We start from the raw sequence: 18,802 nt of genomic DNA on the forward strand, positions 1-18,802 counted from the left end.
AAAACAGCCTATTATACTGATTGATGTTGATACAGATAGGTAAAACGCATGAATCAGGTAATGCAGCAAGCAGAGTGTTTATTTACGTTGCAGGCGATTGACGAAAGTCTTGAACAATTGGCCTCTCAGTTGAATCAAGAGTATATGGATAAAAACCCAGTATTGCTGTGTGTGATGAATGGTGCGGTGATGACCATGGGGCATCTATTGCCAAAGCTGCAATTTAGTCTGGAAACTGATTATATTCATGCGACCCGGTATGGTGATAAAACGGTAGGTGGAGCATTGCATTGGCGGGCGAAACCGAATATCGAACTTAAGGGAAGGCATGTATTGTTAGTAGATGATATTTACGATGAAGGTGTCACATTGGCCGCTTTACGTAAATTTTGTCAGCAGGCTGGCGCGACATCAGTGAAAGCAGTCGTATTGGCAGATAAACAACACACAAATAAACATGGCCCACAACCTGAATATATCGGCTTGCAGATTCCAGATCGTTACGTTTTCGGTTTTGGCATGGATTACAAAGGCTATCTGCGTAATGCCCCTGGCATTTATGCTGTACAGGAGAATGCATCATGATTGGATTGATCGGTGGCAGTGGTTTAAGTCAGCTAGATGGTCTAGTGCTCGAACAACAGATGCAACGTGAAACGCCTTTTGGAGAACCCTCAGCGCCATTAATGATAGGGAAGTTTGCCGGTAAAGACATCGCTTTTCTACCAAGACATGGTGAGCATCATACCATTGCGCCACATTTGATTAATTATCGGGCAAATATTTGGGCGATGCATCAGCTAGGGGTAGATCAAATTGTTGGCGTCGCTTCTGTGGGAGGAATTACGGAAGCATATAAGCCCGGCACGATCGCCTTGCCTGATCAGTTGATTGATTACAGCTGGGGAAGGGAATCCAGTTTTGCCAGTGAAGATTTCTCCACTGATAAACATATTGATTTTACTTATCCATTTGATGAAACCTTACGTCAGCAAATTGAACTGGCTGCCAATAGCGAAGAAATGAATGTGATAGATGGCGGAACCTATGCAGTAACTCAAGGGCCAAGATTAGAGACTGCTGCTGAGATTCGTCGATTAAAAAATGACGGCGCCGATATGGTGGGTATGACCGCTATGCCGGAAGCTGTGCTGGCCCGAGAGTTGAATATTGCCTATGCCAGCATTGCGGTTGTGGCAAATCACGCTGCAGGTTTGAGTTCACATCCATTAACGATTGAAGCGATTCTAGAGACTATGGAAAGCTCAATGAGCGAAGTTCATCGTTTATTAAAAGCTGTTATTCCGCTGTTGTAGCTTCACCTTCAGAGGGAAGAGAGTACGTTTCAGGTCCTGTCATATTGGATAAAACCTGATCCGGAGTAGATACCGGGATCAATTGCAGAATGGCACCAAACCGCGGGTGATCAAAATAATGCACTTGCTTGCTACGGATACGACGCATTTCTACCAATCGTGGCTGATGCAAAGTATGGAAAGAATCACTTTCCACAGAACGCAGTCCATCTTGTAACCACAAATCCAGATTCGCATGTAAGTATGTTGCGATATGAAAGCGCACTTGACCTTTTACGCGATCGGATTCTATAGCAACTGCCTGAGCACGATTACGATTGCCTACCGCTTGTTGCCAGGATTCATGAGTTACCACCCGATAGCCAGCAGAGTTGCGCAGACGCTGTGCGATATCCCCAAGGTTTTTATTATCCGCTGGTTGAATCGATTTATTCGCCATACCCACACTTAAAGGCGCGGGATCTTGCAGAGTAAATACGGGGGACTGTTCATTGTCAGAAGGATTGAGTACTTCAAATACAATCAGTTCAACGTGATACCACTGTTGGGCCTGTGCGGCGACACCAAAACTCATTAAAGCAACAAGTAATATGCTGCGAATTAGACTCAATGATTTCATAGAAAAGCGGTCCCGAATGACGAATGCGACTATTGTCTAACGCTGACTCAAAAAAGTCCAAGATCCCCCCGTTTATTAATGTTTACTGGTATCATCCAGTGAACGTCAAACGTCGCAACGGAGCAGAGTAATGGAAGGTTTTTCGCTATTTGTCATTGTAGTGCTGGTACTGGCTATCGTACTGGTTTTGATGGGAGTCAAGTCAGTTGATCAGGGGCAGGAGTTTACTGTCGAGCGGTTTGGACGTTATACCAAAACCTTACGTCCAGGTTTAAATTTAATTGTGCCGGTGATTGATAAGATTGGCGCACGTATCAACATGATGGAGCAGGTCTTAGACGTACCTTCTCAAGGCATTATTACCAAAGACAATGCGATGGTACGCGTGGATGGTGTGGTGTTTTATCAAGTCATCCATGCGGCTAAAGCGGCCTATGAAGTCAGTGGCCTGGATAATGCGATTTTAAATTTAACCATGACCAACATTCGTACCGTAATGGGTTCAATGGATCTGGATGAGCTGTTATCTAAACGTGATGAAATCAATACTCGCTTATTAACGGTGGTTGATGACGCGACAACGCCATGGGGAATTAAAGTCACTCGTATTGAAATCAAAGATATTGAACCACCAGCGGATCTGATAGAAGCCATGGGCCGTCAGATGAAAGCGGAAAGGATTAAGCGCGCGAATATTCTTGAGGCTGAAGGTCATCGTCAATCTGAAATATTGCGAGCAGAAGGTGAAAAACAAGCAGCTGTTCTAGATGCAGAAGGGCGTCGCGAAGCAGCCTTTAGAGATGCCGAAGCGCGTGAGCGTTTAGCCGAAGCCGAAGCTAAAGCAACAACGATGGTTTCTGAAGCTATTGCTAAAGGTGATATGCAAGCAGTGAATTACTTTGTTGCCCAAAAATATATTGAAGCACTCAAAGATATGGCCAGCGCGAATAATCACAAGATCATCATGATGCCACTGGAAGCAAGTAGTGTAATTGGCTCATTGGCAGGTATTACCGAGCTTGCCAAGGAAGCCTTCATAAATAAAGAGAAGTGATATGCCGTTTATCTTAGACTTCTGGCACTGGTGGGTATTTGCAGTAATGCTGATTACGCTGGAAATCATTTTGCCGAGCTTTTTTGCATTATGGTTGGGGATTGCAGCGTTTATAACCGGTTTAGTATTGCTACTTTTTCCAGAGATTACATGGCAGTTTCAATGGCTAATGTTTGCTGTATTGTCAGTGCTCAGTATTGTGCTCTGGCGTCGATATTACGTTAAGCATCCTATTGCCACGGATGAGCCTTTATTAAACCGTCGTGGTGAACAGCATGTTGGACGCATCATTACGTTGACCAATCCTATTGTGAATGGACAGGGCAAGGTCATTCTCGATGATTCTACCTGGAAGGTACATGGTCCCGATTGTCCAACAGGTAGCCGTGTTCAAGTTATCGCGGTGGATAACGTTATTCTTAAAGTTGAAATTATTAGCTAAAAAATGCCATTGTTAATTGATTTGATACGTCACGGGGAACCCCAAGGCGGCATGCGATATCGTGGACAACTTGATGATCCGTTAAGTGAGTTGGGTTGGCAGCAAATGCGAAATGCTACTGCTAATGTTCAACCTTGGGAGCACATTGTCAGCTCGACCTTAAGCCGGTGTGCCGATTTTGCCAAAGAACTTGCGGATAAACAGTCCATTCCACTGCAGCTGAATAAGCAATTTACCGAGATAGGTTTTGGTGATTGGGAAGGCAAAACTGCCAGTGAATTGGAGCACCACCATAAAGTAGCGTTTTATGCTTTTTATGATGATCCGATTAACAATACGCCTGCTAATGCCGAATCACTTTTAGCATTTCAGCAGCGGATTCAGCATGCCTGGCAAACATTAGTGCAATCCCATACCGATACACATATTCTGTTGGTCGCTCATGTTGGTGTCATTCGTGTCATTCTCACTGAGATATTAGCAATGCCATTAGAGGCTATGTTTCGTATACAAGTACCTTACGCTTCGATTAGCCGCATTGTGATATATAACGAAGGTCCGAGACTCTATCCGCAGTTACAGTTTCATGCAGGCACTCTATGACAGCGTTTTTTAATACCGGTCTGAGCCAGCAACAGTTTCTGGATGAATATTGGCAGAAGAAACCCTTAGTAATTCGACAAGCTTTTGTTTTACCTGTTAGTGACTTAACTCCTGACGATATTGCTGCTTTTGCCGGTAACGACATGGTCGAATCCCGTTTGATTCAAGAGTTCGGTGAAAAACCTTGGCAGTTGCAGCATGGTCCTTTTGATGAAGATGACTTTGCAGCCTTGCCAGAAACACACTGGACTCTATTGGTCCAAGACATGGATAAACACTATCCACCGCTACTGAATCTGCTGAAAGCATTTGATTTTATTGCGGATTGGCGACGTGATGATGTAATGATTAGTTATGCGCCTGAAGGTGGTTCAGTCGGTCCACACACCGATAGCTATGATGTCTTTTTATTGCAGGCCCAAGGAACCAGACATTGGCAAATTAGTGATAAGCCTTTAATTGACGCAGTTTTCCGAGACGATACTGACTTGCGCATATTGCAACAGTTTTCAGCTGATAAGCATTTGGATTTACAGCCTGGGGATATGCTTTATTTACCACCGCATTTTGCCCACCATGGCGTTGCAATAGATTCTTGTCTGACGTTTTCAATCGGCTTTAGAGCCCCATCTCAGTTACAGTTGCTTGATGCTTTCAGTCATACCTTACTGGAGCAGAATATTGCTGAAAAACTCTATAGTGATGCTGATGTTCATACGATTACTTGGGCTACTGAAATTGATCCTAGCGCGATACAGCGTTTTCAAAATTTACTTTTACAAGCATTAAATGAAAATTCGGACTTATTACCATTGGCTGTCGGACGGCTAGTCACAGAAACCAAATCAACTTTACAGGATTTAGCTGAACAGTTTATAACCGATAAACCCACGTTGGCTGAGTTGGACGTAAGGTTTAATTCAGGTGAAAAGCTACAGCGTAATGAGTATTTGCGTTTTGCCTGGCATAAAAATTCTTTTGAAGCATATTTGTTTGTGGCCGGTGAAGCATTTCGCGTCGAACTAGCGTCCGCGGAACATCTTTCATGGCTGACCACTCAAGACCAAATCCAACCCAAGGATTGGCAATCTATTCGCAAGTTTCCAATGTTAGTGGAGGTCTGCTGCGAGTTAATTGCTGAAGGTGTGTGGTATTGGCCGGAAGATTTTGACTGAGCTATTTTGGCTGACGTTTAAATTCAGTATAGTGACATTTAGGGCAGGGTGGAATTCGTCCGGTTTTTTTAAAGTGCATTTCTGTACCACAGGAATCGCATACTAATGTACCGATGCCGGTAATTTCACCGGTGTGATATTGCTGAGCCATTTGTGCCTGTGTAGCCAGCTGTCCGAGTTCAAGCCTTGTGCGATCTGCAACTGAAGAAAATAACTCATAAAGCCGTTCTTCAACCAGTTGTAAATCAAAATTAAACCAGGTTGAAAACTCTTTTCCTGTGGTCTCTAGATAATCTGCTGCATCTTGCAAATCACGTTCGACATAGTAGGCAATTTTGTCAGCTTCTTCTGCAGTCACTTCTCGTAGTTCAATCGCACGAAGTTTTGCCAGTTCAATCCGTTGCTTGAATGTTGGAACTGCATCCGCTTCAGCATCATCAAAAAAGTGATGGATGCGTTCCATCATTTTGTCATAAGCGGCGGTGAACTTTTCTTCGAAGTTATTATCTGACATGACTTAAGCCTTTATCTGATGCGGTTTTTAAGTTAACTTAGCACAAATTAATCCAACGGAGGAAACCGTTTTGAGCAGCACACGCAAGCTTTTGTTTAGTGGGTTTATATTTTGTCTGGCGTTATTGTTGGCGTCTGTTTATATGCAGCATGTTTTGGAATTAGAGCCATGCCCATTATGTATTTTTCAGCGTGTGATGGTGTTGATAACGGGCCTGTTTTTCTTGATAGCTGCTATCCATAATCCAGCTAAAACGGGCACCAGAATTTATGCAGGATTGATTAGCACATCGGCTTTACTTGGCGCGGCAATTTCAGCGCGACATGTCTGGTTGCAAAGTTTACCTGCTGATCAAGTACCCAGCTGTGGCCCAGGAATGGGTTTTATAATGAATAATTTTCCATTGGCGGATGCATTGTCGCTGGTGTTAAAAGGTTCCGGGGAATGCGCTGAGGTCTCATGGACGTTTCTCAGCCTCAGTATTCCGGCATGGACGCTGCTGACATTTTTGGGGATGTTAGGCTTGGCAATTTTTGCTGCCTGGCGACAGCATTAAAACGTAATTGAACAATTGATCAGCCGTTGAATTTCACGGCTGATTAACGAGCACGATAGACGATACGGCCTTTGCTTAAATCGTAGGGGGTCAATTGTACAGTTACTTTGTCACCGGTCAGGATGCGGATATAGTTTTTACGCATTTTGCCTGAAATATGTGCTGTAACAACATGACCATTTTCCAGTTCAACACGGAAAGTAGTATTAGGCATGGTGTCAATAACAGTGCCTTCGAATTCGATATGATCTTCTTTTGCCATACAGGTCTTAATTTACCAAGCTATTAAAAGATCCATTTTGCCGTAAAATCACTGATTATTCAAAGCTTTTTTATCAAAGTTGCGCCATTGTCCATCAAATTGTTGTAAAGCGGAGAAACGACTCTTGTAACGCATTTTAGGACTATCACCAATCCAATAGCCTAAATACAACCAAGATAAGTTTTGTTGTTGCGCTAATTCAATCTGTTTGAGAATGGCAAATGTGCCCAAACCACGTTGCTCTAAAGTGGGATCAAAGAAGGTGTAAAACGCTGAGGCAGCATCGTTTACAAAATCAGTTATAGCAACTGCCACAACTTTGCTATCCAAGCGAAACTCAATAAAAGCGGTATCGCTCCAACTACTGGTCAGAAACTGTAAATAGGTTTCCTTACTTGGATTATCCATTCCACCTCCAGCATGACGGTGTGCAAGATAACGTTGATAGAGATCATAGTGTTCTTCATTAAATGCTGCTGGTCGGATAATGACCTCAATATCATTATTGTCCCGAACACAACGTCTTTGGCTACGGTTTGGTCGGAAATGATTAATATCAATTCTGACCGGCACACAGGCATCGCATGAAGGACAAAATGGACGATATACGTGATCACCACTGCGTCTGAAACCATGTTGAATTAATTGGCTGTATAGCGCATTGGTAAGTGGTCGCAGCGGATCTGGATAGATGTTTCGCGCCAACCGATCTTCTAGATAAGAACAGGTATGCGGTCTATCCTGATAAAAATCAAGGCTCATAGTTAAAAGGTAACGTGATAGTTTGCCAGCTTCCAGATTGACCAGATAACGAACACAATTTCTGTACTTGTTGGACGAATCGTTCTCTTGGAAGGGTGACAGCACCAAGACGTGAAAGATGTTCAGAATAAACCTGGCAATCAATCAGCGGATAGCCCCACAGTCTAAGTTGTTGGGCAAGTGCCACTAAAGCGATCTTTGACGCATTAGTTTTAAAACTGAACATGGACTCACCAAAAAACATTTTGCCGATAGCCACACCATAAACACCTCCAACAAGCTGTCCATTCTGCCAACATTCAACACTGTGTGCATAACCGGCATGATGTAATTCTGTATATGCTGAAATCATTTCATTATGAATCCAAGTTTCGTGCTGATCGGCAGGCATTTTGGATAGCCGAGGTGCGGCACAGGCCTGCATTACTGCTATAAAATCATGGTCAAATGTAATATTAAAAGGTTTTTGGCGTAATGCTTTTTTTAAGCTTTTACTGACATGAAAATTATCAGTATGGAACACCATTCGAGGATTGGGACTCCACCATAAAATAGGATCATAAGCATTGAACCAAGGAAAAATCCCTTGGCGATAAGCATTAAGTAACCGAGTAGACGATAAGTCACCTCCTGCAGCTAATAACCCATGAGAGGTCGCTTGTTCAACTGGCGGAAATGGACTATCTGCAGGTGCACCTAACCAGCTGATCGCCATATTAATCGTTTAATTGTAAATTAAGCTCTTTTGCCCAGAAAAGTGCATCCAGATAGGCCGCTAACAGTGCATCCGCACTTACTACAGAATAATCAATTGCAGACCAATTACCGCGCTCATAATTCAACACCTGCTGCAGCGCGTTGCCTGCTGGACCTTCTTTATGTAAAAGCGCTGAGTGCAGCTCTTCACTTAATGGTAAATCCTGCAATAAAATTTCCAGCGGTTTATCCATTAAGGCATCGAGGGTAGAAAACAAGCCGGCGGCAAAAAATACATCGGCATGGCCTTTGTAATATTTCGCCAATAGTTCACACATCCGACCTCTAATCATGGCGGTGGTCCGCAACTCATTAGGTTTGTTATCAAGACCAGACAAACACAACAAACTTGCCCAGGTTTTAATTTTATTTTGGCCCAGCATTACAATGGCTTGTCGGGTACTGCCTACTTCCCGCGGAAGGCCAAAAAAAGCCGAATTAATTAACCGCAACAATTTATAGCTGAGCGCGACATCTTGATTAATGATGTCAGCCAGTTCATCAATCTCTACTTCTGGATCTTGAAGCTTAACTAACAATTCCATAAGGGTTTGAGCTGCAGGAGCAATTTTTTTATCAAGACTGGTATCTGGCAAGATATAGAAAAAACCCTGAAGTAAATCGATGTTATGAAGCTGACATAAACTGAATTGTTTGGCCGCATTAACGTTTAAGGCGCACAACACTTCATGTTGTTGACGCCATTTAGGTAATTTTTCGGATATCTCGTCTGCAGAGAAGACCTCCAAGTCAATCAATAACGTTCGGCTCTTAACATCATTATTTGTGGCATTAACGGCATAGCTGACATGGGTACTTGCCGGTTTGGATAAAGATTTTTCATTTGCTTCGATAATCAAATCAATGCCTGGCATGGCATGGTCAAAAAGAGCTTGTTGCCACGATGCAGGAATGGTCAATAAGGTTTTTTGATTGTGATTTATTGCTTGGAGAATGTCAGAAAGTTGCGATAAAAATTCGGGAACTGGAGCGTCTTCATCCAGTGATTTACCATTGATATCGAGAAAAGTCAGGTGATAGCTGTCAACATCAAGTTTTTTGGAAATAAACAACGGCTGGCGGTGAATGAGACCGTTAAAGTTTTTTAATGAGTCGTATGCCGTGTATGTTTCCGTCATGTAAAGCCGCTCTTAATAATTAGGTTCGGTTAATATTTTTCTCGTCCAGAAAATGCATGAGACAGTGTACCACTGTCAACATACTCGAGTTCACCCCCCAGTGGAATACCATGTGCCAAACGGGTCACATTAATCTCTCTTACCCGAGCTAATTCGCTGATGTAATGTGCGGTAGCCTGTCCTTCAACAGTAGGATTAGTTGCCAGAATAACTTCAGCAATGGTTTTTTGATCAAATCTGTCGATAAGATCAGGGATGCCTAATGCTTCCGGCCCAATACCATCCAATGGTGATAAATGTCCGGTAAGCACGAAATATTGACCTTTATAGTGAGTCGCTTGCTCGATAGCAATCACATCACTAGGCATCTCCACAATACACAATTGATCTTCACGACGTGAAATGTCACTGCAGCGGCTGCAAATATCTTCTTCGCTTAATATACGACAGCGTTGGCAGTGTTTTACATTGGCCAATGCTTTACTTAGCATTTCTGCTAAATATTCACCCCCATTGCGATCGCGCTCCAATAAATGAAACGTCATTCGCTGGGCTGATTTGGGGCCTACGCCAGGTAAACAGCGTAGAGCCTGAATCAGTTGGTCAATACTTGGTCCTAGAGTTGCCATATTATTAAACTAAAACGGCATCTTCATACCGGGAGGCATCATTCCGGCCATACGTTCTTGAGTTGTTTTTTCGACTTGTTTTACAGCGTCATTAACGGCTGCTGCGATTAAGTCTTCAAGCATCTCTTTGTCATCCTGAAATAGACTGTCTTCAATGCTCACACGTTTTACATCGTGTTTACCGGTCATGGTAATTTTTACCATGCCACCGCCTGCCTGACCTGTGACTTCAACATTAGCCAGTTCTTCCTGAGCTTTTTGCATATTGGCCTGCATTTGCTGGGCCTGTTTCATCAGATTACCTAATCCACCTTTCATAGGAGATCCTTTTAAAGTTATAGGGGTTTAATTGTTGTGTCGATTATACGGGCATTAAATGCATTTTTGATCTGTTCAACCACAGGATCATTATGAATAGCATCAACCGCATTTTGCTGAAGCTCAGCAGCATGTTGTGCACGTTCGCCGGCCAGTGTTGGAACATTTTCCATATTTGTTGCTTCAGTAAACACTAATGTGACTTCAAACTGCAGTTGTTTACTCACAGCCGTTTGTAATTTTGCCACTGATTTATCATTTGCTAGGTGCTGTAATTCTGGTGCTACTGAAAGATAGATTTTATGGTTATCGGTGCGGATAAATGCACAGTGATCTGCCAGTTGCCTAGCAAAAGCGGACAATTTTAATTGGGCGATTAATGCTGTCCAATTTGCAGTTGTTAAATTTGTAAGCTGTTCTGCTTCGTCAGAGATAGGTGCAGGTGTTGCTGAGGCTGATTCTACTTTAGGTGCAATAGACCCAAGCGAATCAGTTTTATGCTCAATCGATGGTTCATTGATGCTGATTGCTGGCGTATCAATTTCTGGTTTTTTTGCATCAGCTTGCGCTGTGATGACTGTCGAATAATTTACGGCTGCATCTTCTGTTAGGGAAGAGTTTGCTTCTGCTTCTACTGATGAGCTCACCGGTGCCGAAACCGGCACCGATTTCGAATCAGCTTGCGGCTTTTTTACGGGGGGATGTCCCTGGCTGGCATTTATCGCTTGGGGCTGAAAACTCAACATCCGCAATAAAGTCATTTCAAAACCGCTACGTGGGTCAGCAGCAAAAGGCATATCTCTTTTGCCATGCAGAGCAATCTGATAAAGCAGTTGAACTGTTTCAACACTGAAAACGTCAGCAAAATTTTGTAAGGCTAAATCGTCTTGTTGATCCAGCGATTCACTGTCGGCAATTAATTGAATGGTCGCAATACGCTGTAAGCTGGTCATTAAACCATCCAACACGACGACAAAATCACGGCCTAAGGAAGCAAGCTCATCAGTATGAGTCAGAAGGGCTTTTGCATCTTTGATGGCAAAGGCTTCAAGCAATTGAATCAGCTGCTGTTGGGACACACTGCCCAGCATCTGGCTGACTATTTCTGCAGTGACTTTACCACCGGCAAAGGCGATTGCTTGATCCAGCAGACTTAATGCATCCCGCATACTGCCATCGGCTGCAAAGGCAATCTGATTTAAAGCTTCGGCTTCAAAATCTATGTTTTCCTGCTGCAAAATAAACGCTAGATGATCGGCGATTTGTTTAATATCCAGCCGACGCAGATTAAATTGCAGGCAGCGCGATAAAATCGTGACGGGCAGTTTTTGTGGATCAGTAGTCGCAAACAGGAATTTGACGTGAGGAGGGGGCTCCTCCAGCGTTTTTAACAAGGCATTAAAACTGCTGGTAGACAGCATATGGACTTCGTCGATCAAATAGACTTTGTAGCGTCCACGACTTGGAGCATATTGAACATTATCCAGCAGCTCACGAGTGTCATCGACTTTGGTGCGTGATGCCGCATCCACCTCAATTAAATCGACAAAACGTCCGTTGTCGACTTCAACACAGCTATTGCATTCGCCGCAGGGAGTAGAGCTGATGCCTTGTTCACAATTGAGAGATTTGGCAAAGATTCTGGCCAATGTGGTTTTGCCCACCCCGCGGGTGCCGGCAAACAGAAAAGCATGATGCAAGCGGTCTTGGTCAAGACCATTGATCAGAGCACGTAAAACATGCTGCTGGCCGACAACTTCGGCAAATTTTTTGGGGCGCCACTTGCGGGCTAGTACCAGATAACTCATGCAGCTTGTCAGATACCCAATGTGGTCATAAGGGTGGTGACCCAAACCAGCCCAATCTCGGCGCCCGAGTCCGATGGCTGCGCTGCTCCCTTCCGGGCCTGACGTGGTAACCAACATATCGTCGCGAGGAGACCGGCTGGGCCACCATAGAGTTGGCTATTCTATGCTTTTTTTGATTTCAGTGCCATGCATAGAGGTAATAAAAATAAAGAAATTTATTATTGTCAGAGCAATCAAACAGTTCAATTAAAGATGGCAGTAAAAACTGCATTCAATGTTTTAAGGAGGTTTATACACTTCAGGTGTATTGAATATCTGAAATCAAGATTAAACTGCGAAATACAAATATACATCGTCTTACATTTTAAATATTTGAGTAAACATATGAGGGGTATTTCTATTTAAAATCAAATAGATAAAGTTGGAGTGGGGCGGAAGTTAAATTGGCGGAGAACGAGGGATTCGAACCCTCGATAGGCTATTAACCTATACACACTTTCCAGGCGTGCGCCTTCAACCACTCGGCCAGTTCTCCTATAAGGGGGCGAAAGCTTATCTCAGTTCGTGTTTTCTGGCAATGCTACTGATTCTTCAACATCGTCTTCGTCCGATGAAGATTCTGATTCTTCATGTTTTGGAGGTTTACGTTGATTGGTTTGCCGGGCGTATTGCGCTAATCCTTTAAGTACTAAATCAGGCTCATGAAGTAATGGTTGTGGCAGTAAAGGAAGCAATGCATCTGCATCTCCTCCGGTAATCAAAAATCGAATTTCGTCTTTGAAGTATTGTTGTAGGTCGTTGATAAGGTTTTCCAAAGTAGCGGTCACCATATATAGCGTACCTGCCTGGATAGCACTATGGGTGTTGGTAGCTAATAGATTAAACTCACTTTCTTGTGCGACATCATTCAGTGCATCCGTATTGTCAGTGAGCATTTGTTTCATTAGAGACAAACCTGGAACAATCAATCCACCTTGATGTTGGCCTTTTTCTGTCACGATATCAACGGTAATTGCCGTGCCACAATCAATAATACAGGTTACTTGTCGTGCATGCTGGCGGCCGGCGACTATGGCTAACCAGCGATCAACCCCCAGTGTTTCAGGCTGTTCATAGGCGTTGGTTACACCAAATCTTCTTTTTTCACTTTGTACAAATATGGGGGTAAGTTTCCATTGTTTTTCAACCCATTCACTAAACTGGGTAGCCACTTTATCGCCTGCTACATTGCTGACAAAAATAGCTTCAATGTCATCAAGAGACTTCCAGACTTTATTCAAAGCCGTTTTAAGGCCAGTCTTAGGTCTGGAGAAATGTTGGGAGTCAGCCAATACCTTGGACTGTATCGTGGTCCATTTAATCTGACTGTTTCCAATATCGACTAATAAGATCATGAGGCAAACCTGATACTGAGGTGGCTGTTGGATAAGTATGCTACTTGCTGGTCACGCATGTACCGTAATTCACCTTGTTCGTTGATACCACAAGCGAGTGCGGTAAATTGCCCGTCTTCGCTAATGATATTGATGGCTTGATTATGCAAGGCATCGTATTGTGGCCATAAAGGCAAAAAGTCATTAAGACCACGATGAGAAAAGAGTTCTAGGGTTTCAATCATATTTTGAATTATTTTTGCTGCCAGCCGATTGCGACAGGGGAGCGGATCACAAAGTTGCTCCAGGCTGATAATGGGCTGAGGGATGGCAGTCTGTAAATTGTCCGGTAGTGAGAGGTTCAAGCCGATGCCGACGGTAACGTAGTTTTGGCTTCCGTAACGAGATTCTACAAGAATTCCTGCAAGTTTACGTCGCTTATGTAAAACATCATTAGGCCATTTTAATTGTAAGCCTTCAATACCCTCTGCTTTGAGGGTATTGATCAGGGCAATACCAATGGCAATGCTCAATCCATTACGTACAGATTCAGAGTTTAGGGAACACATTATTGATAGATAAATATTGCCACTGGCAGGTGAAACCCATTGGCTCCCGCGACGCCCACGTCCGGCAGTTTGCATTTCCGCAAGACATACAGCAATCCCGTTGATACCGCCTTGTGCTTTTTGCCAAAGAACATCATTAGTTGATGTAACTTCAGAGAAAACCTGAAGGCTATCAAGCTGATGGAGTGTTTCAGGATTTAGCGTTTCGCGGATAATGTTTTCGTTGAGCGCAACGTATGGAGGTAAACTCAAAATAGGGCTTCGTAGTCAGTAACGACTATAGTGTAGCGTCAAATGTCTTTTTTTTGCCAGTATTACCAGTAAGAGAGACTAAAAAGCGTTTCAAACTTTGATATCGAGCAATGTACCCAACGTGTCTGAACTGATTTGCAACGCTTTTGCTGAAGCTTGAACCTGCAATTTGTCGCTATTCATATTCACCATCGGTGTCACCATATCGCCACCTTTAGTTGATTCACTGGCTACAGCAAAGGCATTTTTATTCATGCTTTGCATGCCACTTTGCATGCCTTGATAAGCTGATTGTATGGCAGGAATCGTACTCATGATGAGCTCCGGTAAAATATAGTCGCTATTTCAACACTAATTTCAGCTTAAGTCTGTGAGTTTCTTCGCAATTTTGCCGAGCTACGTACATAAAGATTCGCTGCAATAAAAAAAATGCTGCTGAATAACACTTCAAATAACGGATACCAGATAATCGCATCTCCGCTGTACAGTTCACCAATGCCGTGCGCTAAATAAAACAGCATCAAAAAACTGGCCCAGGCATGAGTATAGGTTTTGCCATATAGGATGCCTCGCATTGGAAACAATAAAGGCATCACACCGATGATTAGCCAAGCCGCGACCGGAAAGTTTTCACTGTGTTCTGCGAGGAGAATCCAAACCAACAAGCTGCTCATCAGCCCAAAAAAACTGATTAAGGAAAGTATTCTAAGAGCTTGAACTAAATTCATTTGGCTAGCCTTACTGCGAGTTCGGCGACTCTCAGGCCTAATGCCTGACAGAGATCAATTTCTTCTTGACTCAACGAACGCTTATTATCTGCCCCAGCAAAATGGCTGGCGCCATAAGGCGTACCACCCGTTTGGGTCGTCATCAAAGCGGCTTCGGTATAAGGTAAGCCACTTATGACCATACCGTGATGAAGTAGCGGCAACATCATGGATAACAAGGTGGTTTCCTGTCCGCCATGCAGGCTTCCTGTCGATGTAAATACCGCTGCAGGTTTACCACTTAAGGCTCCAGACAACCAACTATCACTGGTGCCATCGATAAAGTATTTAAGCGCTGATGCCATATTGCCAAAGCGGGTAGGGCTACCCATAATCAGACCCGCACATTCCTGCAGATCAGTTGACGTTGCATAAAGATGACCGGACGAAGGGATATCTTGTTCAGTTGCTTCACTGACCGAAGAAATTTTGGGAACAGTTCTGATTCTGGCAGTACAATTTGCTTGTTTTTCAATGCCACGGGCAATTTGTTCGGCCATGGCCTTAACTTGACCGGACTGGCTGTAATACAGGATCAAAATCTCATACATGCTGTTTACTCAAAGAATGTTCAACACCGCTTCTGGTGGTCTGCCAATAATGGCTTGATTATTTTTAATAACGATTGGCCGCTCAATCAGTTTCGGATTGGCACACATGGCTTGAATGAGTTGTTGGTCCGATAAGCTTTCATTATCCAACTGTAATTCTTTGTACAAAATTTCTTTGGAACGCAACAATTGCCTAGGCTGCATATTAAGTTGTTGCAGAATATTGGCTAATTCTTCCGGTTTAGGTGGCGTTTTAAGATATTCCACAATTTCAATATCTTGTTGCTGGTCTTCCAGTAAGGCCAGGGTTTCGCGCGATTTACTGCATCGCGGATTATGATAAATACGGGTTTTACTCATGAAGGTGAATCCAATAATTTCTCTAAAGCAGTAAGGTGAATTTCGGTTGGGCGAACGGTTCCCCAGCTAGCGCAGCCGGGACATAACCAATGCATAGTCTTGCCTGAGAAGCCACAGTTTTTGCAGGTATAACGATCGCCTTTTTCTACCATTGTCCGGGTGATGCGTTCAATCAACGGGATCAGCGCGATCTGATTGTTTTCACCAAGTTTTATTAATGTGTGTAAGCCTTCAACAGATGGATGGTGATGTAATTGTTCGTATAGTACCTGTTGAGCAGCTTTGGTGCTTTCAAGTTGGGCAACAATATGAGTCAGCATAATACGAGCTGAAGTCATATTTGGGTGACGGATAACTAGTTGGGATAGCCGTTCGCGTAATGTTGGTATGTCACCTAATTGTTGGTATGCCTCATGCCAGTGCGGTAAAGCTTCTGACAGAAATTTTGGGTTTTGCTGTTCGATATTTTGCAATGCATCTAATGCTTTTCGTGGTTGTTTTAATATCAGATAAAGTTTGGCTTCTAAAAGACTCGCCCGAACGCAGTTGGGGTCGTGAAATAGAGCATTTTTGAGTAAGTTAAATGCTTCATGGCGGTCTTTGTTGGCATAAATCTCAGCCAGTTCACAATAAAATTGGGCAATTAATGTTTTAACAGCTTGTCCGGTTTTACTGGCCTCTATCTGTTTACCCATTTCAATTGCTTGCGCCCACTTTTTTTCTTGTTGATATATGCGCATTAATTGTTTTGCGGCTTCATGATGAGGATGGGGTTGTTGCAATAACTCTAAAAATAGATGTTCTGCTCGGTCTAATACACCGGCATGCATGTAATCTAGGCCTAATTCCACCATGGCTTGCAATCGCTGTTCACCATGCAGACTTGGCCGGGCAATTAAGTTTTGATGAATACGAATAGCACGTTCTGTTTCTCCTCGCCGACGGAAAAGATTGGCCAGTGCTAGATGAGTTTCGACTGTTTCACTATTAACTTCAAGCAAGCCAATAAACACATCAATAGCCTTATCGGGTTGTTCATTAAGGAGGTAATTCAATCCTTTGAAATATTCTGGATTAAAGGCTTTAGCATGCTTTTGAGGAAGATGTAGATAATGACGTTTGGCCAGAAGCCAACCGGATAGCGCTGCGACCGGTAATAATAAAAAAAGCCATTGCATCATCATATTGACCTAGCGGCTATCGCGGACGGGTAAAATACGTAGGCTGTTTAATTCTTGTTCGGCATTTTGTAATTTACTGGCTAAACGGCGGTTATCATAGCGAATACGAAGAGTACTGAGCGCAATGAGCGTTGCCCCAATTATTAATCCCAATAGCAATATAGCAATTAATAAAACAGCTAATGGTAATTGCCATTGCACAAAAAACAGATCAAGCGATACCGTTTGCATGTTAAATGCGGCAAAAGCCGTACTGATCACAAAAGCACTGATAAATACAGCGAAAATAACAATTTTTCTTATCATTGGTTCATCCTGTTTTCAGGCGGTTATTTGATTGGCGAAGATGATCATACCGTAATTATCTTCATTGCCCAGAGTGGCAGTAAATCATGTAGAATGTCGAACGTTCTGACAGGTCTGGCCTGTAAAAAATTGTATTTGTGGAGATTTCACCATGACCTTTGTTGTCACTGAAAACTGTATTAAATGTAAATATACTGATTGTGTTGATGTCTGCCCAGTAGACTGTTTTCACGAAGGTCCTAACTTTTTAGTTATTGATCCTGATGAATGTATAGATTGCACGCTTTGTGAACCTGAATGTCCTGCAGAAGCCATTTTCTCAGAAGATGATTTACCGGATGAACAAATGGAATTCCTGCAGATTAATGCGGAATTATCTCAAGTATGGCCGGTGCTTTCCGAGAAGAAAGATCCATTAGACGATGCTGAAGAGTGGGATGGTAAACCGAACAAAACACCTTTGCTTGAACGATAAGCTTAGTTAAAAAAAAGCCCGCTTTCCGAAAGGTTAGCGGGCTTTTTTATGGCTGCTAGTTAATCCATTAACAGGCGCAGCTTTTTCATCGCATTATTTTCAATTTGTCTTATCCGTTCAGCGGAAACTTGATATTGTTCGGCCAATGTATGAAGTGTGGCTTTATCATCATCATGCAACCAGCGCTGACTGATAATATCGCGGCTACGATCATCCAATGTCGCTAAAGCATTTACTAATTTTTGCTGTTGAAAATCAGCATAATCATCATTTTCTAATTGCTTTGATGGATCACTATTGTCAGGCGCTTTTAAATAAGCAGCTGGAGAATAGCTAGATTCGTCATCGTCATTATCCACCGGTAAATCAAACGAGGTATCCGGTTGAGCCAGACGGCGCTCCATATCAATTACATTGGCGGCAGTGACACCGAGGTCTTCAGCAACTGCTTCAATTTCATCTTGGTTCAACCAACCTAAACGTTGTTTGGCACTGCGCAGATTAAAAAATAATTTACGCTGTGCTTTAGTGGTAGCGATTTTAACAATGCGCCAGTTGCGAATCACATACTCATGTATCTCTGCGCGAATCCAATGCACAGCAAAAGAAACTAGTCGTACACCTTTTTCCGGATCAAAGCGTTTGACCGCTTTCATCAAACCGATATTGCCTTCTTGAATCAAATCGGCAACTGGCAAGCCGTATCCACTGTAGCCTTTAGCAATACGAACAACAAAACGTAAATGTGATAAGACCAGACGTTGGGCGGCTTCAAGATCACCATTTTGTTGTAAGCGAGTTGCTAAGTCGTGCTCTTCTTCAGCCGTTAAAACCGGAATTTGATGCACGAGATTGGTGTATGCATCCAGATTGCCAATTGGGGCTGTGGCAAGTTGATATTGGGCTGCATGCGTTGTCATGTGTGCGTTCTCCCTAAGAAAACTATATTTCATTTTAGCAAATAAGATATTAAAAAGTATCTATTAGAATGATATTGGGATAGAAAGTTTCGTCA

26 protein-coding genes, 1 tRNA gene and 1 other RNA gene are annotated in these 18,802 nt (G+C 43.0%); 8 read left to right on the forward strand and 20 right to left on the reverse strand.

The genetic code is table 11. The features are described from left to right. The first annotated feature begins 48 nt into the window (after positions 1–48). Entirely contained in the window at positions 49–585 is a 537-nt protein-coding gene (locus ACN0V2_RS00435; protein ID WP_417548821.1) for a hypoxanthine-guanine phosphoribosyltransferase, read from the forward strand. Then, positions 582–1,316: an S-methyl-5'-thioinosine phosphorylase gene (locus tag ACN0V2_RS00440; protein WP_417548822.1), complete on the forward strand. Its 735-nt coding sequence runs from the start codon at positions 582–584 to the stop codon at positions 1,314–1,316. The genes ACN0V2_RS00435 and ACN0V2_RS00440 overlap by 4 nt, the downstream gene beginning before the upstream one ends. Here the strand turns inward: ACN0V2_RS00440 and ACN0V2_RS00445 are convergent. Beyond that, positions 1,300–1,935: a CsiV family protein gene (locus ACN0V2_RS00445; protein WP_417548823.1), complete on the reverse strand. Its 636-nt coding sequence runs from the start codon at positions 1,933–1,935 to the stop codon at positions 1,300–1,302. The two genes, ACN0V2_RS00440 and ACN0V2_RS00445, sit on opposite strands and share 17 nt — an antisense overlap. Positions 1,936–2,065: 130 nt before the next feature. On the opposite strand from ACN0V2_RS00445, the gene ACN0V2_RS00450 reads away from it, so the two are divergent. The 4 genes from ACN0V2_RS00450 to ACN0V2_RS00465 are packed head-to-tail and all read left to right on the forward strand — an operon-like array spanning position 2,066 to position 5,209. Further along, entirely contained in the window at positions 2,066–2,989 is a 924-nt protein-coding gene (locus tag ACN0V2_RS00450; protein WP_417548824.1) for an SPFH domain-containing protein, read from the forward strand. A 1-nt stretch (position 2,990) separates the two neighbouring features. Further along, a complete protein-coding gene (locus ACN0V2_RS00455) occupies positions 2,991–3,431 on the forward strand; it encodes an NfeD family protein (protein ID WP_417548825.1) in 441 nt (146 codons plus the stop codon). A gap of 3 nt (positions 3,432–3,434) precedes the next feature. Next, the gene (locus ACN0V2_RS00460; protein WP_417548826.1) at positions 3,435–4,034 is read left to right on the forward strand and encodes a histidine phosphatase family protein; all 600 of its coding nucleotides are present in this window, start codon (positions 3,435–3,437) and stop codon (positions 4,032–4,034) included. After that, the gene (locus ACN0V2_RS00465) at positions 4,031–5,209 is read left to right on the forward strand and encodes a cupin domain-containing protein (RefSeq protein ID WP_417548827.1); all 1,179 of its coding nucleotides are present in this window, start codon (positions 4,031–4,033) and stop codon (positions 5,207–5,209) included. The genes ACN0V2_RS00460 and ACN0V2_RS00465 overlap by 4 nt, the downstream gene beginning before the upstream one ends. 1 nt (position 5,210) lies before the next feature. Here ACN0V2_RS00465 and ACN0V2_RS00470 read toward each other — a convergent pair whose 3' ends face one another. Continuing rightward, entirely contained in the window at positions 5,211–5,723 is a 513-nt protein-coding gene (locus ACN0V2_RS00470) for a zinc ribbon-containing protein (protein WP_417548828.1), read from the reverse strand. 70 nt (positions 5,724–5,793) lie between these two features. Between ACN0V2_RS00470 and ACN0V2_RS00475 the strand changes: the two genes are divergently transcribed. Next, on the forward strand, positions 5,794–6,279 hold the full coding sequence (locus ACN0V2_RS00475) for a disulfide bond formation protein B (protein ID WP_417548829.1): 486 nt from the start codon (positions 5,794–5,796) through the stop codon (positions 6,277–6,279). Positions 6,280–6,322: 43 nt separating this feature from the next. Here ACN0V2_RS00475 and infA read toward each other — a convergent pair whose 3' ends face one another. The 17 genes from infA to ACN0V2_RS00560 form a co-directional block, all read right to left on the reverse strand. Beyond that, positions 6,323–6,541: a translation initiation factor IF-1 gene (gene infA, locus ACN0V2_RS00480; protein ID WP_009726411.1), complete on the reverse strand. Its 219-nt coding sequence runs from the start codon at positions 6,539–6,541 to the stop codon at positions 6,323–6,325. Positions 6,542–6,589: 48 nt separating this feature from the next. Beyond that, on the reverse strand, positions 6,590–7,303 hold the full coding sequence (locus ACN0V2_RS00485; RefSeq protein WP_417548830.1) for an arginyltransferase: 714 nt from the start codon (positions 7,301–7,303) through the stop codon (positions 6,590–6,592). Continuing rightward, positions 7,293–8,018 (reverse strand): leucyl/phenylalanyl-tRNA--protein transferase, encoded by a 726-nt coding sequence (gene aat / locus ACN0V2_RS00490; RefSeq protein ID WP_417548831.1) that lies wholly within the window; start codon positions 8,016–8,018, stop codon positions 7,293–7,295. Before aat ends, ACN0V2_RS00485 begins: the two co-directional genes overlap by 11 nt. Before the next feature lies 1 nt (position 8,019). Next, positions 8,020–9,198 carry an EAL and HDOD domain-containing protein gene (locus ACN0V2_RS00495; protein WP_417548832.1) on the reverse strand — a complete coding sequence of 393 codons (1,179 nt, stop codon included), beginning with the start codon at positions 9,196–9,198 and terminating at the stop codon, positions 8,020–8,022. 29 nt (positions 9,199–9,227) lie between these two features. After that, positions 9,228–9,827 carry a recombination mediator RecR gene (gene recR / locus ACN0V2_RS00500; protein WP_417548833.1) on the reverse strand — a complete coding sequence of 200 codons (600 nt, stop codon included), beginning with the start codon at positions 9,825–9,827 and terminating at the stop codon, positions 9,228–9,230. A gap of 9 nt (positions 9,828–9,836) precedes the next feature. Continuing rightward, positions 9,837–10,145 carry a YbaB/EbfC family nucleoid-associated protein gene (locus ACN0V2_RS00505; protein WP_417548834.1) on the reverse strand — a complete coding sequence of 103 codons (309 nt, stop codon included), beginning with the start codon at positions 10,143–10,145 and terminating at the stop codon, positions 9,837–9,839. Between the two features lie 17 nt (positions 10,146–10,162). After that, positions 10,163–11,953 carry a DNA polymerase III subunit gamma/tau gene (dnaX, locus tag ACN0V2_RS00510; protein ID WP_417548835.1) on the reverse strand — a complete coding sequence of 597 codons (1,791 nt, stop codon included), beginning with the start codon at positions 11,951–11,953 and terminating at the stop codon, positions 10,163–10,165. A 41-nt stretch (positions 11,954–11,994) separates the two neighbouring features. Then, positions 11,995–12,091: signal recognition particle sRNA small type (ffs, locus tag ACN0V2_RS00515), an RNA gene on the reverse strand. Positions 12,092–12,397: 306 nt separating this feature from the next. After that, positions 12,398–12,488: transfer RNA gene (locus tag ACN0V2_RS00520), tRNA-Ser, on the reverse strand. Positions 12,489–12,510: 22 nt separating this feature from the next. Further along, the gene (locus ACN0V2_RS00525; RefSeq protein ID WP_417548836.1) at positions 12,511–13,347 is read right to left on the reverse strand and encodes a type III pantothenate kinase; all 837 of its coding nucleotides are present in this window, start codon (positions 13,345–13,347) and stop codon (positions 12,511–12,513) included. Then, the gene (locus tag ACN0V2_RS00530) at positions 13,344–14,147 is read right to left on the reverse strand and encodes a biotin--[acetyl-CoA-carboxylase] ligase (RefSeq protein ID WP_417548837.1); all 804 of its coding nucleotides are present in this window, start codon (positions 14,145–14,147) and stop codon (positions 13,344–13,346) included. Before ACN0V2_RS00530 ends, ACN0V2_RS00525 begins: the two co-directional genes overlap by 4 nt. A 90-nt stretch (positions 14,148–14,237) precedes the next feature. Beyond that, complete coding sequence (locus ACN0V2_RS00535; protein WP_417548838.1) at positions 14,238–14,462, reverse strand: hypothetical protein; 225 nt, start codon at positions 14,460–14,462, stop codon at positions 14,238–14,240. Between the two features lie 47 nt (positions 14,463–14,509). Continuing rightward, a complete protein-coding gene (locus tag ACN0V2_RS00540; RefSeq protein WP_417548839.1) occupies positions 14,510–14,875 on the reverse strand; it encodes a DUF2069 domain-containing protein in 366 nt (121 codons plus the stop codon). Next, positions 14,872–15,465, reverse strand: coding sequence for an NAD(P)H:quinone oxidoreductase (gene wrbA / locus ACN0V2_RS00545; RefSeq protein ID WP_417548840.1), 594 nt, complete (start codon positions 15,463–15,465; stop codon positions 14,872–14,874). The genes ACN0V2_RS00540 and wrbA overlap by 4 nt, the downstream gene beginning before the upstream one ends. A gap of 9 nt (positions 15,466–15,474) precedes the next feature. After that, positions 15,475–15,825 (reverse strand): arsenate reductase (glutaredoxin), encoded by a 351-nt coding sequence (arsC, locus tag ACN0V2_RS00550; RefSeq protein WP_417548841.1) that lies wholly within the window; start codon positions 15,823–15,825, stop codon positions 15,475–15,477. Beyond that, complete coding sequence (gene lapB, locus ACN0V2_RS00555; RefSeq protein ID WP_417548842.1) at positions 15,822–17,006, reverse strand: lipopolysaccharide assembly protein LapB; 1,185 nt, start codon at positions 17,004–17,006, stop codon at positions 15,822–15,824. Before lapB ends, arsC begins: the two co-directional genes overlap by 4 nt. A 9-nt stretch (positions 17,007–17,015) precedes the next feature. Beyond that, positions 17,016–17,312, reverse strand: a complete 297-nt coding sequence (locus ACN0V2_RS00560; protein ID WP_417548843.1) for a lipopolysaccharide assembly protein LapA domain-containing protein — start codon at positions 17,310–17,312, stop codon at positions 17,016–17,018. A gap of 151 nt (positions 17,313–17,463) precedes the next feature. Here ACN0V2_RS00560 and fdxA point away from each other — a divergent pair, with 151 nt between their 5' ends. Beyond that, a complete protein-coding gene (gene fdxA, locus ACN0V2_RS00565) occupies positions 17,464–17,787 on the forward strand; it encodes a ferredoxin FdxA (RefSeq protein WP_069296830.1) in 324 nt (107 codons plus the stop codon). A gap of 59 nt (positions 17,788–17,846) precedes the next feature. Here fdxA and rpoH read toward each other — a convergent pair whose 3' ends face one another. After that, the gene (gene rpoH / locus ACN0V2_RS00570) at positions 17,847–18,707 is read right to left on the reverse strand and encodes an RNA polymerase sigma factor RpoH (protein ID WP_417548844.1); all 861 of its coding nucleotides are present in this window, start codon (positions 18,705–18,707) and stop codon (positions 17,847–17,849) included. Positions 18,708–18,802: the final 95 nt, after the last annotated feature.

This window comes from Methylophaga sp. (genome assembly GCF_048266885.1).
GTDB lineage: Bacteria > Pseudomonadota > Gammaproteobacteria > Nitrosococcales > Methylophagaceae > Methylophaga.

What these genes read in the sequence shown, in the direction of transcription:
- ACN0V2_RS00435 (WP_417548821.1), top strand. Translation starts at nt 49, where the DNA reads ATGAATCAGGTAATGCAGCAAGCAGAGTGTTTATTTACGTTGCAGGCG.
- ACN0V2_RS00440 (WP_417548822.1), top strand. Translation starts at nt 582, where the DNA reads ATGATTGGATTGATCGGTGGCAGTGGTTTAAGTCAGCTAGATGGTCTA.
- ACN0V2_RS00445 (WP_417548823.1), bottom strand. Translation starts at nt 1,935, where the DNA reads ATGAAATCATTGAGTCTAATTCGCAGCATATTACTTGTTGCTTTAATG.
- ACN0V2_RS00450 (WP_417548824.1), top strand. Translation starts at nt 2,066, where the DNA reads ATGGAAGGTTTTTCGCTATTTGTCATTGTAGTGCTGGTACTGGCTATC.
- ACN0V2_RS00455 (WP_417548825.1), top strand. Translation starts at nt 2,991, where the DNA reads ATGCCGTTTATCTTAGACTTCTGGCACTGGTGGGTATTTGCAGTAATG.
- ACN0V2_RS00460 (WP_417548826.1), top strand. Translation starts at nt 3,435, where the DNA reads ATGCCATTGTTAATTGATTTGATACGTCACGGGGAACCCCAAGGCGGC.
- ACN0V2_RS00465 (WP_417548827.1), top strand. Translation starts at nt 4,031, where the DNA reads ATGACAGCGTTTTTTAATACCGGTCTGAGCCAGCAACAGTTTCTGGAT.
- ACN0V2_RS00470 (WP_417548828.1), bottom strand. Translation starts at nt 5,723, where the DNA reads ATGTCAGATAATAACTTCGAAGAAAAGTTCACCGCCGCTTATGACAAA.
- infA (WP_009726411.1), bottom strand. Translation starts at nt 6,541, where the DNA reads ATGGCAAAAGAAGATCATATCGAATTCGAAGGCACTGTTATTGACACC.
- ACN0V2_RS00485 (WP_417548830.1), bottom strand. Translation starts at nt 7,303, where the DNA reads ATGAGCCTTGATTTTTATCAGGATAGACCGCATACCTGTTCTTATCTA.
- aat (WP_417548831.1), bottom strand. Translation starts at nt 8,018, where the DNA reads ATGGCGATCAGCTGGTTAGGTGCACCTGCAGATAGTCCATTTCCGCCA.
- ACN0V2_RS00495 (WP_417548832.1), bottom strand. Translation starts at nt 9,198, where the DNA reads ATGACGGAAACATACACGGCATACGACTCATTAAAAAACTTTAACGGT.
- recR (WP_417548833.1), bottom strand. Translation starts at nt 9,827, where the DNA reads ATGGCAACTCTAGGACCAAGTATTGACCAACTGATTCAGGCTCTACGC.
- ACN0V2_RS00505 (WP_417548834.1), bottom strand. Translation starts at nt 10,145, where the DNA reads ATGAAAGGTGGATTAGGTAATCTGATGAAACAGGCCCAGCAAATGCAG.
- dnaX (WP_417548835.1), bottom strand. Translation starts at nt 11,953, where the DNA reads ATGAGTTATCTGGTACTAGCCCGCAAGTGGCGCCCCAAAAAATTTGCC.
- ACN0V2_RS00525 (WP_417548836.1), bottom strand. Translation starts at nt 13,347, where the DNA reads ATGATCTTATTAGTCGATATTGGAAACAGTCAGATTAAATGGACCACG.
- ACN0V2_RS00535 (WP_417548838.1), bottom strand. Translation starts at nt 14,462, where the DNA reads ATGAGTACGATTCCTGCCATACAATCAGCTTATCAAGGCATGCAAAGT.
- ACN0V2_RS00540 (WP_417548839.1), bottom strand. Translation starts at nt 14,875, where the DNA reads ATGAATTTAGTTCAAGCTCTTAGAATACTTTCCTTAATCAGTTTTTTT.
- wrbA (WP_417548840.1), bottom strand. Translation starts at nt 15,465, where the DNA reads ATGTATGAGATTTTGATCCTGTATTACAGCCAGTCCGGTCAAGTTAAG.
- arsC (WP_417548841.1), bottom strand. Translation starts at nt 15,825, where the DNA reads ATGAGTAAAACCCGTATTTATCATAATCCGCGATGCAGTAAATCGCGC.
- lapB (WP_417548842.1), bottom strand. Translation starts at nt 17,006, where the DNA reads ATGATGCAATGGCTTTTTTTATTATTACCGGTCGCAGCGCTATCCGGT.
- ACN0V2_RS00560 (WP_417548843.1), bottom strand. Translation starts at nt 17,312, where the DNA reads ATGATAAGAAAAATTGTTATTTTCGCTGTATTTATCAGTGCTTTTGTG.
- fdxA (WP_069296830.1), top strand. Translation starts at nt 17,464, where the DNA reads ATGACCTTTGTTGTCACTGAAAACTGTATTAAATGTAAATATACTGAT.
- rpoH (WP_417548844.1), bottom strand. Translation starts at nt 18,707, where the DNA reads ATGACAACGCATGCAGCCCAATATCAACTTGCCACAGCCCCAATTGGC.